The sequence below is a fragment of the Actinomadura gamaensis genome (genome assembly GCF_042652125.1).
Lineage (GTDB): Bacteria > Actinomycetota > Actinomycetes > Streptosporangiales > Streptosporangiaceae > Spirillospora > Spirillospora gamaensis.
Map to the genome: position 1 here is coordinate 732505 of NZ_JBHSIT010000003.1, position 15435 is coordinate 747939.

General features: G+C 74.0%; 13 protein-coding genes. 6 read left to right on the forward strand and 7 right to left on the reverse strand.

What is annotated here, in order from left to right; genetic code table 11:
- Positions 1 to 36: 36 nt before the first annotated feature.
- On the reverse strand, positions 37 to 1875 hold the full coding sequence (locus ACFPCY_RS13540) for an MFS transporter (protein ID WP_378254881.1): 1839 nt from the start codon (positions 1873 to 1875) through the stop codon (positions 37 to 39).
- 105 nt (positions 1876 to 1980) lie between these two features.
- Positions 1981 to 2547: a TetR/AcrR family transcriptional regulator gene (locus tag ACFPCY_RS13545; RefSeq protein ID WP_378254882.1), complete on the reverse strand. Its 567-nt coding sequence runs from the start codon at positions 2545 to 2547 to the stop codon at positions 1981 to 1983.
- A gap of 263 nt (positions 2548 to 2810) precedes the next feature.
- Here ACFPCY_RS13545 and ACFPCY_RS13550 point away from each other — a divergent pair, with 263 nt between their 5' ends.
- The 4 genes from ACFPCY_RS13550 (at position 2811) to ACFPCY_RS13565 (ending at position 6572) form a co-directional block, all read left to right on the forward strand.
- Positions 2811 to 3209 carry an STAS domain-containing protein gene (locus ACFPCY_RS13550; protein WP_378254884.1) on the forward strand — a complete coding sequence of 133 codons (399 nt, stop codon included), beginning with the start codon at positions 2811 to 2813 and terminating at the stop codon, positions 3207 to 3209.
- Positions 3206 to 4156 (forward strand): anti-sigma factor RsbA family regulatory protein, encoded by a 951-nt coding sequence (locus ACFPCY_RS13555; protein ID WP_378254886.1) that lies wholly within the window; start codon positions 3206 to 3208, stop codon positions 4154 to 4156. Before ACFPCY_RS13550 ends, ACFPCY_RS13555 begins: the two co-directional genes overlap by 4 nt.
- Before the next feature lie 439 nt (positions 4157 to 4595).
- Positions 4596 to 5891 carry an FAD-binding oxidoreductase gene (locus ACFPCY_RS13560; protein WP_378254888.1) on the forward strand — a complete coding sequence of 432 codons (1296 nt, stop codon included), beginning with the start codon at positions 4596 to 4598 and terminating at the stop codon, positions 5889 to 5891.
- 390 nt (positions 5892 to 6281) lie between these two features.
- Positions 6282 to 6572 carry an RNA polymerase sigma factor gene (locus ACFPCY_RS13565; protein WP_378254890.1) on the forward strand — a complete coding sequence of 97 codons (291 nt, stop codon included), beginning with the start codon at positions 6282 to 6284 and terminating at the stop codon, positions 6570 to 6572.
- 71 nt (positions 6573 to 6643) lie between these two features.
- On the opposite strand, the gene ACFPCY_RS13570 is transcribed toward ACFPCY_RS13565, so the two are convergent.
- Positions 6644 to 7513 carry a LysR family transcriptional regulator gene (locus ACFPCY_RS13570; RefSeq protein ID WP_378254892.1) on the reverse strand — a complete coding sequence of 290 codons (870 nt, stop codon included), beginning with the start codon at positions 7511 to 7513 and terminating at the stop codon, positions 6644 to 6646.
- Positions 7514 to 7653: 140 nt separating this feature from the next.
- Here ACFPCY_RS13570 and ACFPCY_RS13575 point away from each other — a divergent pair, with 140 nt between their 5' ends.
- Positions 7654 to 8613, forward strand: coding sequence for an NADP-dependent oxidoreductase (locus ACFPCY_RS13575; RefSeq protein ID WP_378254894.1), 960 nt, complete (start codon positions 7654 to 7656; stop codon positions 8611 to 8613).
- Between the two features lie 235 nt (positions 8614 to 8848).
- On the opposite strand, the gene ACFPCY_RS13580 is transcribed toward ACFPCY_RS13575, so the two are convergent.
- The 3 genes from ACFPCY_RS13580 to ACFPCY_RS13590 are packed head-to-tail and all read right to left on the reverse strand — an operon-like array spanning position 8849 to position 9856.
- Positions 8849 to 9175, reverse strand: a complete 327-nt coding sequence (locus tag ACFPCY_RS13580) for a DUF1048 domain-containing protein (protein WP_378254896.1) — start codon at positions 9173 to 9175, stop codon at positions 8849 to 8851.
- A 1-nt stretch (position 9176) separates the two neighbouring features.
- Entirely contained in the window at positions 9177 to 9533 is a 357-nt protein-coding gene (locus tag ACFPCY_RS13585; RefSeq protein ID WP_378254897.1) for a DUF1048 domain-containing protein, read from the reverse strand.
- Positions 9530 to 9856, reverse strand: coding sequence for a PadR family transcriptional regulator (locus ACFPCY_RS13590; RefSeq protein WP_378254899.1), 327 nt, complete (start codon positions 9854 to 9856; stop codon positions 9530 to 9532). The genes ACFPCY_RS13585 and ACFPCY_RS13590 overlap by 4 nt, the downstream gene beginning before the upstream one ends.
- A gap of 189 nt (positions 9857 to 10045) precedes the next feature.
- Between ACFPCY_RS13590 and ACFPCY_RS13595 the strand changes: the two genes are divergently transcribed.
- The gene (locus tag ACFPCY_RS13595) at positions 10046 to 12229 is read left to right on the forward strand and encodes an FUSC family protein (protein ID WP_378254901.1); all 2184 of its coding nucleotides are present in this window, start codon (positions 10046 to 10048) and stop codon (positions 12227 to 12229) included.
- Here the strand turns inward: ACFPCY_RS13595 and ACFPCY_RS13600 are convergent.
- Complete coding sequence (locus tag ACFPCY_RS13600; RefSeq protein ID WP_378254903.1) at positions 12174 to 15089, reverse strand: helix-turn-helix transcriptional regulator; 2916 nt, start codon at positions 15087 to 15089, stop codon at positions 12174 to 12176. The genes ACFPCY_RS13595 and ACFPCY_RS13600 overlap by 56 nt on opposite strands.
- Between the last annotated feature and the right edge of the window lie 346 nt (positions 15090 to 15435).

Here is a 15435-nt window from a genome sequence, read left to right on the forward strand (position 1 = left end):
ATTTCGGTGGTGGGCCGGAGATGGGGGAGAGGGAGGTCAGGCGGGCTGCTCGGCGCGGGCCTTCAGAGCCGCGAGCCAGGATTCGAGCGAGGCGTGCAGGGCCTGCCCGAGCTGCTCGGCGGCGGCCTCGACGGGCGCCCCGGCCCACGACTCCTCGGTGCGCACGGTGACGCGGTCGCCGTCGGCGGTGAACGTCCACACGTGCACGCCGTCGATGCCGCCCGCCGGGCCGCCCCACACGATCCGCTCGCCGGGGACGACCTCGAAGACGGTGGAGGTGATGTCCAGGCCGTGCGTGGTCCAGCGGAAGGAGCTGCCGGGCTCGACCGGGCCGCTGAGCGCGGTGGTGTCGATGTCGCCGTTCCAGGACGGCCAGGCGTCGATGCCGGTGTGCACGGCCCACACCCGCTCGATCGGCGCGTCGATGGTGGTGGACAGGCGGACGATCACGGGGGCGGTCTCGTCGATGGTGCGCATGGCGGTGTTCCTTTCGTTCGGGCGGGTGGTGCGGGTCAGGAAGGCGGCCAGGACGGCCGTGCCGAGCAGGACGGCGGCCGAAACGGCGAACGCCGCGCGGTAGCCGTCGGTGAGGGCTTCGAGACGAGGCCGGGAGGAGCCGGCGGTGAGCGATCCGGCGAGGGTGGCCAGGACGGCCAGGCCCGCGGCGCCGCCGACCTGCCGGGTGGTGTTGGCCAGGCCGCCCGCCGCGCCGGCGTCGGGCTGGGCGACGCCGTCCATGGACAGGGCGGTGAGCTGGACGAAGGCGACGCTGAGACCGAGCCCGATGAGGACGCTCGGGCCGAGCACGCCGGCGAGGTAGGAGCCGCCGGCGCTGATCCGCGACAGCCATGCCAGCCCGGCGGCCTCGACGAGCAGGGCGGCGAGCAGCGCGCGGGACGCGCCGGTCCGGGCGGTGATCCGGGGGGACAGGGCCGAGCCCAGCATGACCGCGCCGGCGAGCGGGAGCTGCCCGAGCCCGGTGAGCAGCGGCCCCTGTCCCAGGACCTCCTGCTGGTAGAGCGGCAGGAAGAAGAACAGCGCGATCCACACCGAGCCGAACAGCGCCATCAGCGTGTTGGCCGCGCCCACCCGGCCGGCCCGGAACAGCCGCGGCGGGACCAGCGGGTCGGGGTGGCGGCGCTCGGCGAGGACGAACAGCGCGCCGAGGACGGCGGCGCCGGCGAACGCGCCGAGGACGCGCGGGTCGGCCCAGCCCTGTTCGCGGGCGGTGGCCAGACCCCACACCAGGGCGGTCAGGGCCGCGGTGATCGTGGCGGTGCCGAGCAGGTCGAACCGCCCGCCGCCGCGTCCGGCGGACGGGGGAGCCGAGCCCGCGACGGCGGCGAGGACGGCGAAGGCCCCGAGGGCGACGGCGAGGAACAGCGCCCGCCAGCCCCATGCCTGGGCGAGGAGCCCGCCCAGCAGGACCCCGGCGGCGCCTCCCGCGCCCGAGACCGCGCCCCAGACTCCGAGCGCCCTGCCACGGCCGGGTCCCGGCGGGAACAGGCCCATCACGACGGCGAGCGCCGCCGGGGCGACGGCCGCCGCGCCCAGGCCCTGCACCGCCCGCGCGGTGATCAGCAGGCCCGCCGACGAGGACAGCCCGGCCACCGCCGAGGCGCCGCCGAACACCGCGAGGCCGCCCAGCAATACGTGGCGGTGCCCCAGCAGGTCGGCGGCGCGTCCGCCGGCCAGGAGCAGCGCCCCGAACGCCAGCCCGTAGGCGTTGACGACCCACGTCGTGCCGCCGTCGGCCAGCCCGGCGCCCTCGCGGATCTGCGGCAGCGCCACGTTGACGATCGAGTTGCCGAGCACGACGAGGAACTGCGCCGCGGCCAGGGCCGCGAGCGCGGCGCCCGTGCCTGTCTTACGCATCTCCGACTCCTCACATGTGAGTGGTTGACCACTCACTCTCGCGTCCGAAAGAAGGCGGGGCGCGAGCCCCGCCGGCGGTTCCCGGATGGACCACCCGGGAACCGGTCAGTAGTGCGTGATCCCCGCCGAGAGGGTCCGGCTCCAGGGCGCCTCCACCTCGTCGGCGCCCGTGGACACCAGCAGGTGGCACAGCATGCCCCGGGCGAAGAAGTCCTGGACCTGGGCCTCCCCGCCGCCGGAGGCGCCGCGCACGTACTCCACCAGCCGGGCGTACCCCTGCCGGACCGCCTCCCGCACGGCCGGCTCGGACACCGCCGCCGCCTGCGCGTGCAACTGGATCAGCATCAGGTCGTTGTCGGTGATCAGCCGGGCGTAGGCGTCGCCCATCGCGCGCAGGACCGCCTCGGCCGAGCCGCCGCCGTGCGTGGCCACGGCCTGCTCCAGCGCGCCGCGCACCTTCACGAAGCAGTGCTCGACGACCGCCACGAACAGCGACTCCTTGCTGGGGAACAGCCGGTAGACGTACGCCTGGGAGATCCCCGCCGCCTTGGCCACCTCGGTCGTGGTCGTCCCCCAGTAGCCGCGGGCCGCGAAGGCGCCGATGGCGGTGGCGAGCACCGTCTCCCGTCGCTCCTCGGCGGTGGAGAGCCGCCTCTCCCGGTTCGTCATCATGTGAGTAATAAACCACTCACACTTCTTCTCGTCAAGCCGGACCCCGATCTCGTGTAGATCGGGACCGTCGTCACATGGAGCTCGGACGATCCAGGCTCTTCTTCTCCGCCTCGCGCCGCGCTCGGTAACTGTCCGTCACTGCCGGTAGGGTGCAGGGCTTAGGTGGGCGACCCTGCCGCCGCCGGGTTCGCCCGGCCGGTCGACAGGGGGCATGATGACTTCACGTGACGGCGGTTACGGCACGGAAGGTGGCGCGGCGGAAGGTGAGCGTGGCTGATGGCGTCGTGCCCGGCGCCGACGATCCCGCCGATGCACCGGGAGGACCGAGCCCGTCGCTCAACGGGCGTGCCGGAAAGCGGGACCTGCGGCTGGAGCCGCTGGCCGGGAAGGTCGGGCTGGTGGTCAGCGGGGAGATCGACATCCGCAACCGTCCGGTGTGGCAGTCGGCGCTCGACCGGCTGGCCGGCGCCGGACGGCAGGTCCATCTGGAACTGGCGGGGCTGCGAATGATCGACGCCGGCGGCGTGGGAGTGCTGCTCACGGCCGCCTCCCGGCTGGACGCCGACGGCGGTATCGTGCTGTATGACCCGCCGCGGGCGCTGTGCCGGATCCTGGGCGTGTTGTGGCCGGACGCGGTGGGGATCGAGGTGCGCGAGCGATGAGCACGCGGTCGGAGGCCGTCCAGCGGGCGCGTGCGGACTTCCATCACCCGGCGCTGTTCTACCGCGGCGCGGAGGAGTACCTGGCCGGGCTGCTGCCGTTCATCCACGGCGGGCTGGAGGCGGGGGAGCCGGTCGCGGCGGCGGTGCCCGAACCGAACCTGCGCCTGCTGCGCGACCATCTCGGCCCGGACGCGGACCGGGTCCGTCTGCTGGACATGGGCCGGGCCGGACGCAACCCCGGCCGGATCATCCCCGGCGTCCTGCGCGCGTTCGCCGACGCCCATCCCGGCCGCCGGGTGCGGATCGTCGGTGAGCCGATCTGGCCCGATCGCAGCGCCGAGGAGTACCCGGCCTGCCTGCAGCACGAGGCGCTGATCAACCTCGCGTTCGCCGGCCGTCCGGTGACCATCGTCTGCCCCTACGACGCCGTCCGGCTGGAGGCGCGGGTGCTGACCGACGCCGCCGCCACCCACCCGGTGCTGTCCGACCCCGGCGGGGAGCGTCCCAGCGACGCCTACGCCGCCGACAGGGTGATCGCCGACTGCAACCGGCCGCTGCCCGACCCCGGCACCGCCCCCGCCGCGGTCCTGAGATTCGACGAGGACGCCCTGATCCAAGCCCGGGACCTGGCCAGCGCGCACGCCGACCGAGCCGGGCTGGGCCGCGACCGGGTGCTGGACGTCGAGCTGGCCGTCGCCGAACTCGCCGCCAACTCCCTGGCGCACGGCGGCGGGCACGGCACCCTGCGGATCTGGACCCTGCCGTCGCACCTGGTGTGCGAGGTGAGCGACCGCGGACACCTGACCGACCCGCTGGCCGGACGCCACCCCGTCCCGCCCACCAGCGTGGGCGGACGCGGCCTCCTGCTGGTCAACCAACTGGCCGACCTGGTGCGCCTGCACACCCGCCCGGACGGCACCACCGTCCGCGCCTACTTCGCTCGCTGAGCCCCGGAAGCCGCCCGCCGGCAAGGATCTCCCAACAATCTCCATCGGGCTGCAATCGTTTCCTTACTGAGGGTTATCAATACTTGGTGCCCGGCCCGGCCCGACCGGACCGGCCTTGGCCGCAACGCCCTCATCCGGCCCTCAGGGAGTCACTTCGCATGAGCATGCCCCCTGGTCCCGCCCCCGCCATCACCGTCAAGCCCAGCGATGACCGCTACCCGGCGCTCAGCCGCGGGTTCAACCAGCGGTGGATCGCCGATCCCGACTACGTACGCCTGGTGACCACGCCTCGGGGCGCGGCGTCCGCGCTGGCCGAGGCGATCAACCAGCCGACCCGGGACGCGCGGCGGCACCGCGTCACCGTCCGGTCCGGCGGACACTGCTACGAGGACTTCGTCTGCGGCGACGACGTCCGGGTGATCCTGGACGTCAGCCCCATGTGCGGGATCGCTACGACCCGGACCTGGAGGCCTGGTGCGTCCAGGCGGGCGCCACCAACTGGCACGCCTACAGCCATCTGTATCCCCTCAGCGGGAAGGCGCTGCCCGGCGGGTCGTGCTACTCGGTGGGGCTGGGAGGCCACATCACCGGCGGCGGCTACGGGCTGCTGTCGCGCCAGTCCGGCCTCACGGTGGACTACCTGTACGCCGTCGAGGTCGCCGTCGTCAACGCCGACCGCACCGTGGACCTGGTGGTCGCCACCCGCGACGATCCCGATCCCGACCGCCGCGACCTGTGGTGGGCGCACACCGGGGGAGGCGGCGGCAACTTCGGGGTCGTCACCCGGTTCTGGTTCCGCGACCTGCCGGCCCCGCCCGAGCGGGTGCTGATCACCGCCCGCGCCTGGAAGTGGCCCGACTTCACCAAGGAGAGCTTCACCCGCCTGCTGAACGCCTACGGCGAGTACTTCGCCGACCACCAGGATCCCGCCACGCCCGCGGGCCGGCTGTTCACGCTGCTCACCCTCAACCACCGCGCCAACGGAGAGATCGGCCTGATCGCCCAGGTCGACGCCGACAGCGACGCCGAGGACGATCCGGGCGTCGCCGCGATGCGCGCGTTCCTGAAGAAGGTCGACGGCGACAGGGTCCCCGACTCGCATCCCATGTGGTCCTCCGCCGCCGAGCACGCCGCCATCCCCGGCGCCTACAAGCCGCGGCTGATGCCGTGGCTGACCGCCACGCAGGCGCTCAACAGCTCCGGTGAGAACCGCTGCGGCAAGTACAAGTCGGCCTACCTGCGCAAGCCCTTCACCAAGCGGCAGATCACCGCGATGTGGGACTACCTGGGCAACACCCACTTCGAGAACTACGACAACAAGGAGGCGGTCATCCAGATCGACTCCTACGGCTCGGCGGTCAACGACCCGCCCCACGACACCGCCAGCCCGCAGCGGGACTCGATCCTGAAGATGCAGTACCAGGTGTACTGGCAGCGTCCCAGCGACGACGACGCCGGCGACGAGGCGAAGCACCTGGCGTGGATCCGGGAGACCTACCGGGCCACCTTCGCCGCCACCGGCGGCGTTCCCGTCATCGGGGAGAACACCGACGGCTGCTACGTCAACTACCCCGACACCGACCTGAGCGACGCCGACTGGAACACCTCCGACCAGTCATGGCACAAGCTGTACTACAAGGACGCCTACACCCGCCTCCAGCGCGTCAAGGCCCGCTGGGACCCCTTGAACATCTTCCAGCACGCCCAGTCGATCCGTCCGCCGGCCGACATCTGAGCCCCAGCGCGCGCCCCCACTGCTCGCCGCCGCCACCGGCAGAGCAGTGGGGCAGACGCCGGCAGGGCAGTGGGGCGGACCTCCCGGGCAAAGCTCCGGCTGCCCCCGGCCGATGCGCTGCCGTCCGCCGACCAGCCATTCCCGGACGGCGCGGACCCGGCGGCGCCGGGCATCGTGATCCAGCCATGATCATCTCCTGTCGCGTTCACCTGAGCGCGGACCCGCGCGTCCGCGAGGCGCTCGGCGAGCTGTACGCGGGGCTCGTCGAGATTCGCGCGCCGCGCCGCCGTCCGCGATGTCGCTGATCCCGGATCCGCTCACCGCGGGCCGGGTCAAGGCCTACGTGCGCGAGCAGCGCGGGGCGAAGTGGACCGTCCGCGGGAAGCTGTGGTGAGCGGCGAGCGCGAGGCGCGCTTCGAGCGGGCCTTCCGCGCGCACAGCGGCGAGATCCTCGGCTACCTGGCCCGGCGCACCGAGCCCGCCGAGGACGCCGCCGACCTCATGGCGGAGGTGTCCGCCACCGCGTGGCGGCGCGTGGACGACCTGCCGCCCGGCGACGAGGCCCGCCCGTGGCTGTACGGCACGGCGCGCAAGGTGCCGGCCAATCACCGTCGGGGACGCCCCCGCCGCGACCGGCTCGCCGGGCGGCTGCGCGAGGCGCTTGGCAGCGCCCTCCGCTAGCGCATCGAGCGACGCAGCAGCTGATCGCCGTCGCACGCCGTCCGCCTGAGTGCTGCGGCGGCGCACGGCGCTCACCACGCAGCCTCGACGTCCGCGCTCATCTGTCGGGATTCGGCGACGGCCACGGCTGCGCGCACCAGCGCGGCCACGGCACGGCTGCGGGACCGCTCCGGCCAGGCGATCACCAGCGACGCGGCAGGGCAGTCCTCGACGGGGACGTACGCCACCGCCTGCCGGGGATACCGTGCGGCGACCGATCTCGGAAGCAGGGTCATCGTCGCTCCGAGGCCGACGAGCGCGAGCAACTGCGCGAGATCCTGCACGCCGTGCCCGGCGATGTCGCGCTCCGCCCGTTCGTCGGCCTCGTCCGGGCCGATCCCGAGATCGGCGAGCAGGACGCGGGAGGCGCCGGCGAGGGCGTGGCCGGCGGGCAGCGCCGCCACGCGGGGCTCGACCGCGATCACCTCCGCGTCGATGCCGCCCGGATCGTACGGGGCGAACATCAGCGCGGCGTCGGCCTCACCCGTCCGCAGCAGCCGCGGGTGCTCCCGCCACCCGCACAGCCGGACGGCGACGGGCCCGGCGTCGGGCTCGTCGGCCACCGCGGCGAGGATGTCCTCCAGCAGACCGCCGTCGGCGTCCGCCTTGACGGCGAGCAGCAGGCTCCGATGCGGCGCCGACGCCCGCACGGCACGGCGGACCGCCGCGTCGAGCGCCTCCAGCGCGGGCCGCGCCTGAGCCAGCAGCACGGCGCCGGGCTCGGTCAGCTCGACCACCCGCGTTGAGCGCTCGAACAGCCGCACGCCGAGCTCGGCTTCGAGGTTGCGGATCGCCCGCGACAGCGCGGGCCCGGCGATGCCGAGCCGTGCTGCGGCGCGGGTGAAGTTGCGTTCCTCCGCGACCGCGACGAAGTAGCGCAGGGCCCGGGACTCCGCTGGCATGCCTCCCACACTATGACCCGATCGGCACCGTGATCACTGCCTTTTCGTTCATGGTCGGTGCCGGATCGGTCCTTCCTCGGGCCCTCACCCGTCCCGCAGGCTGATGCGACGGCAGGCCCCCTGCGGAACGGAGAAACAGCATGCGAGCAATCGGCATCGAGCATTTCGGTGAGACCCCGGCCCTCAAGGACGTGCCCGTCCCGGAGCCCGGTGGCGGCGAGGTGCAGGTCGCCGTTGAGGCGGCGTCGACCAACCCGCTGGACCAGCTCATCGCCTCCGGGGCGCTGGCGGCGCTCGGGGAGTACCGGTTCCCGCTGACGCTCGGCATGGACGGCGCGGGGACCGTGACCGCGCTCGGCAATGGCGTCACGGAGTTCCACGTCGGGGACCGCGTCTTCGGCCAGTTCTGGAGCCGACCCCTTCAGTTCGGCTGCTTCGCGGAGGTCGCGGTGGTGCAGGCGGTGCCCGCTTTCGGAGCGCTGGCGCGCATCCCCGACGAGTTGCCGAGCGATGTGGCCGCCGCACTGCCGACCGCCGGCATGACCGCGCTCGGCGCGATCGACGTCATGCGGGTGCCCGAGGGCGGCACCCTGCTCATCGTCGGCGCGACCGGAGGCGTCGGCACCTTCGCGGTGCAGGCCGCCGCCGCGCGCGGAATTCGCGTCATCGCGACGGCGTCCGCCCAGGTCGCAGAGGACGTACGAAAGCTCGGCGCCGCCGAGATCGTCCTACGTGGCGCGGAGCCCCTCGACCGGGCCCTGCGAAGGCTCGCGCCGGAGGGCGTCGACGCGATCCTCGACACCGTCGGCGAACGCTCCCTCACGAGCAGCGTGGCCGGTGCCGTAAGAGACGACGGAGCGCTCCTGTCGACCGCCTTCGGCGTGGACGAGAACATCCTCGCCGAAAAGCGCCTCCGCGCCGTCAACTACCAGCTCGATCGCAAACCCGAGCGCCTCGCCGAGCTGACGAGACTGGTCACCACAGGCGCCGTCCATCCCGTCATCGGCGCGACGCTCCCCTTGGAGGAGGCACCGCACGCCCTCACCGGCGACCTCAAGCCCACGAGCATGCGCGGCAAGACCGTCCTCCACGTCCGCTGACCTCCGAACAACCCCGATGGTCTAACGTTTTCCACGACCGCTTCGCCGGCAAGCCGTTCCAGAACGGCTGCTGACCTGCCGTGCCGCCCGTCCGCTCCGCGGGGTGAGTGGACGGGCGCAGCGCCTTCAGGTCTTTGAACGACTTTTCCAGTCTCGTGCGCGAATCGGTGGGGCTTCGTGCGTCATCGACTCATCGGCCATGTCGTGAGCACGTCCTTGGCGGAGCCGTGAGTTGCTACTTCTCGGCCGTGCCGGACTGTTCGCGAAGGGATTCCTGGTAGAGGTCCGCATAGGTGGGCGAGCCCTCGATCAGGCCGTCGCAGAAGGCGGCGACATCGTCGCCGATGAGTTCCAGGACTCCCTTGCCGGACGCCGCGCCCTGCTCGAAGAAATCGACGATCTCCGAGAGCAGGTTCCCCTCGGTCAAGTCGACCGGCCCGACTTTGAAGAGGTACCTCTGCATCTCCTTGTAGACGATCTGGTAGTCCGGGGGGAGCGCCTTGACCCGCGCCACGTGCGCCCGCCACTGCTTCTTGCCCTCGATGATGTCCTGGATGCCCACGTCAGCCTCCCAGCCTGCCCAGTTTCCTTGCGACGTTGCGGTTCAATTGCTCGCGCCACCGATCGCGGTACGTCCGTGCGCCCTCGCCTCCGGTCAGGGCCTCGCAGAAAGCGCCGATGTCACCCCCGAGGACCTCCTGAATGCTCAGTCCGTCCGCCGCCGTCTCTTCCAGCAGTCCCAGGGCGCCGTCGAGAATCGGCATCAGGTTGCGACCGGTGAAGTTCGCGTGCGGGAAGAGTCCGGCCTTGATCTCCTCCCACGCCGCCCGGTATTCGTCGGGCAGAGCCGCGGCCCGTTCTTCAAACGCCTTCCATTCTCTGGTGAGGTCGCTTCCCGTCACGGTCTCCCAGAAGTTCATCGCCCGCCCTCCTTGAGTTTTTCGATGCGCGATGAGAGGTACTCCCATTTCGTCCAGAACCGTGCGAGCTCCTCGCGGCCCGCGTCGTTGAGCGCGAACAACTTCCGCGGCGGGCCCTGCTCGGACGGCCGCTTCGTCACCTGGACGAGCCCGTTCCGCTCCAGCCGCACCAGGATCGTGTAGACCGTCCCCTCGACCACGCCCGCGAAGCCGAGCTCGTTCAGCCGGCGCGTGATGGCGTACCCGTAGGTCTCCTGGTCGCCGATGATCTGCAGCACGCAGCCCTCCAGCGTGCCCTTGAGCATCTCCGTCAGTTCGTCCATCGCAGACCCCCTCACTCCTCCCGGTACTGCGTGTCGCCAAGTACTGCTACAAAGTAGCACTGAGTAGTGCCGGCGTCCAACGGCGCCTGCGAAGGAGGCTGGTGTCGGCTCGGGTGCAGTCATGTGTCGGATGCCTTGGCGGGACGCGTCTCCGCACGATGGGGGAGGACTCGACGAACGGAGAAATCGATGACCGTCCGGCTGCCGGCGGAACGTGTGCGGGATCGGCTGGAGGCCGGCGATCCCGGACTCGTGCGGACGCTGTCGGCGCTCAGAGCGGTCATCGGCGTTGCGCTCACCCTGGCCGGTCTCGGCATCTCGGGCGCGCCCGCCGAGTTGCTCGTCGCGGGCTGCTTCGCTCCGTTCACCCTCGCGTTGGCCCTCGGCGACGGCGCTGCGCGGAACCAGGCGTTCGTGGTCGCCGCGGCGGTGCCCTTGGTGTCCGCCGTCCTGCTCATGGGGGGTGCGCTGGCGCCCTACCCGGTGCCGGCCGGGGGCGTCTTCGTCCTGGTGGTCTTCTGGGCGGTGTACGTCCGCCGCTACGGGGCGCGGGGGCAGGCACTCGGGATCCTGGCCTTCATGGCCTACTTCCTGCCCCAGTTCCTCGGCGCGCGGATGAGCGACCTGCCAGGCCTGTACGCGGCCGTGGCCGCGGGTTTCGCCGCCGACGCGATCGTGCGCTTCGGATTACTGCGTACGAGCCCCGGCGGCACGCTGCGTCGGCTGCGGCGCGCGTTCCGCACCCAGCTGGCGCGAGTGGTGCTCGACGCGGCCGACCTCGTGCGGACGGGCCGGAGCGGAGTCCGCGCGGCCCGGACGCTGGAGAGCGGGATCGTCCGGCTGCACCGCAGCGCGTTGATGCTAGAGGACGCCCTCAGCCACGGCGTGCCGGGCGGGGCCGGGGAACTGGGACGGATCGCACGGGCCGAGGTGGCCGCGCAACGGCTGGCGGTGCTGGCCGTCCGGGCCGCCGAACACCCGGCGGTGTCCGCCCGCCTTCGGGAGCATCTGGTGCTGGAGTTGCGGGCCGTCCACGCTCGTCTGGTTCGGGCACGGGACGGTGGTGACGGGGGCGGCCTCGGTGCGGCTCAAGACCCGCGGAGGCCGGGACTCGGCACGCCGGCCGCGCTGCTGGACGTCCATGATGCGATCGGCGAGCTGACGCGTGCCGTGGCCGGGCTCCGACCAGTCGGTGACGGTCACCGGGAACACGGCCCGCGCCGCTTCGTGGACGGCGGCGCAGCCCCGCAGGCGGAGGGCGCGCCTTCCGGGCGAATCGGCCTGCTCGGGCCGGGGCCAGTTTGGCGGGCCGCGCAGGTCGCCGCGGCGACGGCGGGCGCCGTGGTGGGTGCGGGTGCTTTGTCCTCCGGGCACTGGTACTGGGCCGTGCTCTCCGCGTGGGTGGTCTTCGTCAACACCGAGAGCTCCGGGGACGTCCTGGTTCAGGGGCTGCAACGTCTGCTGGGCACCGTCCTGGGCGTGGCCTGCGGGCCGGCGGTCGCGGCGGTCGGCGGTGGCCCGGTCGTCCTGTGCGTGTCACTGGTCTGCGTCTTCGGCATCTTCTGGACACCGCCGGACGCGTACTGGGCGGTGAGCTTCTTCATCACGTGCATGATCGTCACGATCTTCGTCCTGCTCGGTGTCTTCTCCAGCGAGCTTCTCGCGGTGCGGGTCCGGGAGACCGCGCTCGGGGTGACGTGCGGGGTCCTGGCGGGGGCGCTCGTGAGTCCCACGACCGTCCGCCGGGCCGGCGGGGAGCGGTTGCTCACGGTGCTGCGCGCCCTCCAGCGGACGCGCCTACCGCGGGACGTCTCGCCGCTCGGGGCCCGTGAGCTGGACCGGGCCCTGGAGGAGCTGCGCGGCTCTCTCCGCCCGCTCGTCCATCCGCTGAATCCGCGCCGAGCGCATCGCGCCCGCGCCCGGCACCTGCTCGCGCTGCTGGAGTCGTGCGCCTACCATGCGCGCAGCCTGGCCGCTGTCGCCCCGGCAGAGGCCCGCCCCGCCCGGCCGGGCGGGCCGGGGTGCGACGCGGACGCGGCGGCCGAGCGCGTCCGAGGCAACCTCGACGAGGCGATCCGCCTGCTGCGGGCGGGCGCGTGGCCTGCGGCCGGAGGCCGCCCTCGCACGCTGGAGCGGCTCGCCGCCGACCCCCGCTGGGCCCGGGACCGCACATGCGGGGGTACCCGCGCTCTGTTCCATCTGCGTCGCCTGGACGAGGCGACGGCCGAGCTGGCGCGGGCTCTCGGCGGCCCCGCGGCGGGTGCCCGCCATGCTCGCCGGGCTCACCGCGTTCGCCGGGCTCGCCGTTGGACGGCGGTCAGTCCGGGTCGCCCGCCGCGTCGACCACGTCCCGAAGCTGGGAGCGGGCGGTGACGCCCAGCTTGGGGAAGGTGCGGTAGAGGTGGGAGCCGACGGTGCGCGGCGAGAGGTAGAGGCGTTCGCCGATCTCGCGGTTGCTGAGCCCGCGCGCGGCGAGACGGACGATCTGCTGCTGCTGCGGTGAGAGCCCGGCGAAACCGCCCGGGTCGGCCGTGCCGGTGTCCAGGCCGGCCGCCCGCGACTCGGACCGTGCGCGTTCCGCCCACGGCCGCGCGCCCAGCCTGAGGAAGGTGTCGTTGGCCGCGGTGAGGAACGGCCGCGCCTCGGCGATGCGGCGGCGGCGCCGCAGCCACTCCGCGTACTCCAGCAGCGTCTGAGCGTGCTCGAAGGGCCAGCGCTGCAGTTCAGAGTCGGCAAGGGCGGCCTGGAAGGCCGGCTCGGCGTGCTCGGGTTCGGCGAGCAGCGCGCGGCCGCGGTGGACGAGGGACCGCAGGCGGGACGAGCCGCTGCCGGCCGTCGTGCGGGCGGAGCGTTCGACGATCTCTATGGCGTCGGCGTGGTGGCCGCTGCGCGCGGCGGACGCCGCAAGTTCGGGCAGCGCCGGGTACGAGGCGTGGTAGTGGACGGGGCCGCCGTCCGCGTCGAAGACCGCGCGCGCGTACTCGTAGGCGGTCTCGTAGTCGCCGTCGGCGATGGCGGCGCTCGCGAGGGCGCGGTGCGCGTACACGGCGACCGACCGGCTCTCCAGCGGGTCCACCAGGCGCAGCGCCTCGCCGGCGAGCGCGCGTGCGGACGCCGTGTCGCCCTGCGCGGCCAGCACCATCGCGTCGATGGCGCGCGCGCACGCGACGGCGTGGTCGAGGACCGGCGCGGCGGGCAGCGCGGCGAGTTCGGCGCAGACCGTCCGGGCCTGCTCCCAGCGTCCGTGCTCGAAGTAGGCCAGCGCGACGACGCCGCCCAGCCCGTCCGGGAGGGGGCCGTGGGTGCGCCACGCGTGGACGGCCTCGTCGAACGTCCGGACGGCCAGCGGGGTCTCGTCCAGGATCCAGGCGGCGACAGCGAGCGCGGTCGAGCGTTCGGGACGGTCCCGAGCCGCGGCGATCAGGTCCGGCAGCCGGGGTGCGAGCGCGCGGCCGGCGCCGAAGGGGTCCGACACGGCCAGCGTCCACTCGCGCAGCGGTCCGGCGGGCAGGCTCGGCAGGACCCGTGCGATCTCCGACCGCTGGGATTCCTCGCCGGAGTAGAAGCGCAGCACGGCGGCGGTGGCGAGCGCGTCCAGCGCGACGGCCGGGTCCTCGGCCGCCCGTTCGGCGGCGATCGCGATGAGGCCGGGGAAGGCACCGGCGTGCCGGCCGGTCAGCGCGGCCAGCCGTCCGGCGGGCAGCGCGGCGGTGGCGTGCACGGCGGGGTCGCCGGTGCGGGCGCGGGCCCGGGCGGCCAGTTCCTCGACCCAGGGCAGGTCGCCGGTGAAGGCGGCCAGGCCGGCCGCGTCCGCCAGCAGGCGGGCGCCGTCCTCGCGGTCGGGGCGCAGCTCCGCCGCGCGGGCCAGCGCTCTGGCGGCCGCGGCGTGGCCGCCGCGCCGCCGCGCCCGCTCGGCCGTCTCCTCCAGGGCGGCGGACACCTCGGCGTCCGGGTGGAGGGCCGCGGCGGCGAGGTGCCAGGCGCGGCGGTCCGGTTCGTCGCGCAGGGCGGCGGCGAGCGCGCGGTGCGCCTCCAGGCGGGCGTCCAGCGGTTCGGCGTGGTAGACCGCGGAGCGGATCAGCGGGTGCCGGAACCGCGGGTACCGGCCCTCCCGGCGGACCAGATGGGACTCTTCGAGGGCGGTCCACGCCTTGTCGTCGGGCTGGGGCAGCAGCGCCAGGACGGTGTCGGGGGGATCGGCGGCGTCGGCGGCGGCGAGCAGCAGCAGGGCGCGCCGGCCCGCTTCGGGCAGCTCCGCCAGGCGCGCGGCGTAGATCCTCGCCAGGCGCTCGTCCACCGGCAGCGGCCCGTGCGCGTCGCCGGCGCGACGGCCCCGCGCCGCCTCGGCCAGCTCCAGCAGGGCCAGCGGGTTCCCCGCGGCCTCGTCGAGGACGCGTTCCCGCAGCCCGGCCGCCAGGCCGGGGGAGCGCAGGTCGAGCAGCCGCCGGGACTCGGCCCGCCCGAGCGGGCCCAGCACGAGTTCCGGGACGCCGCGACCGAAGCGTCCGGTGAGCGCCCGGCCGGTGTCGTGGCCGTCGCCGCCGCGCCCGCCTGCCAGCACCGTGGCGGCCTCGTGACCGTCGGCGCCGCGCCCGCCGGCCAGCAGCGCGACCGGGTCGCCGTCGAGCCGGCCGGCCAGCACCGCGACGGGGTCGCCGTCGAGCCGCCGGACCGCGAAGGACAGGGCGCCGGCGGACGCCGCGTCGATCCACTGGACGTCGTCCAGCACGACCAGCAGGGGCGCCCGTCCGGCCGCCCAGGACAGCAGGGAGAGGACGGCGACGCCCGTCAGCAGGGGGTCGGCGTCGCCGGGCTCGAACCCGAAGGCCCCGAGCAGCGCCCGGCGCTGCCGGTCCGGCAGGTCGCCCGCCTCGGCCAGCAGCGGCCGCAGGAGCTGGTGGAGGGCCGCGAACGGCAGGTCCTTCTCGGACTCGTCGCCGGCCGCGCGCAGCACCCGCCGGCCCGCCGCCGCCGCGCGGCGGGCCGCGTCGTCCAGCAGGGTGCTCTTGCCCGTTCCCGCGGCCCCGGAGAGGAGCAGGGCCCGGCCGCCGCCGGACACGTCCGCCACCAGGGCGGAGAGCCGCTCGATCTCGGCGTCCCGCCCCACGATCTCGGCGTCCCGCCCCACGATCTCGGCGTCCCGTCCCGCGATCTCGGCGTCCCGTCCCGCGATCTCGGCGTCCCGGTCCACGATTCCGGCGTTCCGCCCCACGATTCCGGCGTCCCGTGCCACGATCTCGGCGTCCCGTCCCGCGATCGGGCCGCGGGACGCCTTGCCCGGCTCCGCGGAGCCATGCCCGCGGCTTCCTCCGGTCAGTGCCGCGGAGCCATGCCCGCGGCCCTCTCCGGTCGGTGCCGCAACACCATGTCCGCGGCTCCCTACGGTCAGTGCCGCGGTGCCGCGCGAACCCCGCGCCCGCTCGTCCAAGCGAACCTCCACTAACCACCGCCCGCTCGTTGAGGTGCGGCGTCATCGCAGGCCAGCGTACCTGCCGGTGCCGCCCCCTGGACGCGGTGCCAGCGCGCGCCCGCGGCCGGTGCAGTCACCTGACGCATACCGCCTGCCCCGGCGTCCGCGC

Excerpts from the sequence above, each read along its gene's own strand:
- ACFPCY_RS13575 (WP_378254894.1), top strand. The coding sequence starts at position 7,654 with ATGCGAGCAATCGGCATCGAGCATTTCGGTGAGACCCCGGCCCTCAAG.
- ACFPCY_RS13585 (WP_378254897.1), bottom strand. The coding sequence starts at position 9,533 with ATGAACTTCTGGGAGACCGTGACGGGAAGCGACCTCACCAGAGAATGG.
- ACFPCY_RS13570 (WP_378254892.1), bottom strand. The coding sequence starts at position 7,513 with ATGCCAGCGGAGTCCCGGGCCCTGCGCTACTTCGTCGCGGTCGCGGAG.
- ACFPCY_RS13595 (WP_378254901.1), top strand. The coding sequence starts at position 10,046 with ATGACCGTCCGGCTGCCGGCGGAACGTGTGCGGGATCGGCTGGAGGCC.
- ACFPCY_RS13545 (WP_378254882.1), bottom strand. The coding sequence starts at position 2,547 with ATGATGACGAACCGGGAGAGGCGGCTCTCCACCGCCGAGGAGCGACGG.
- ACFPCY_RS13555 (WP_378254886.1), top strand. The coding sequence starts at position 3,206 with ATGAGCACGCGGTCGGAGGCCGTCCAGCGGGCGCGTGCGGACTTCCAT.
- ACFPCY_RS13540 (WP_378254881.1), bottom strand. The coding sequence starts at position 1,875 with ATGCGTAAGACAGGCACGGGCGCCGCGCTCGCGGCCCTGGCCGCGGCG.
- ACFPCY_RS13590 (WP_378254899.1), bottom strand. The coding sequence starts at position 9,856 with ATGGACGAACTGACGGAGATGCTCAAGGGCACGCTGGAGGGCTGCGTG.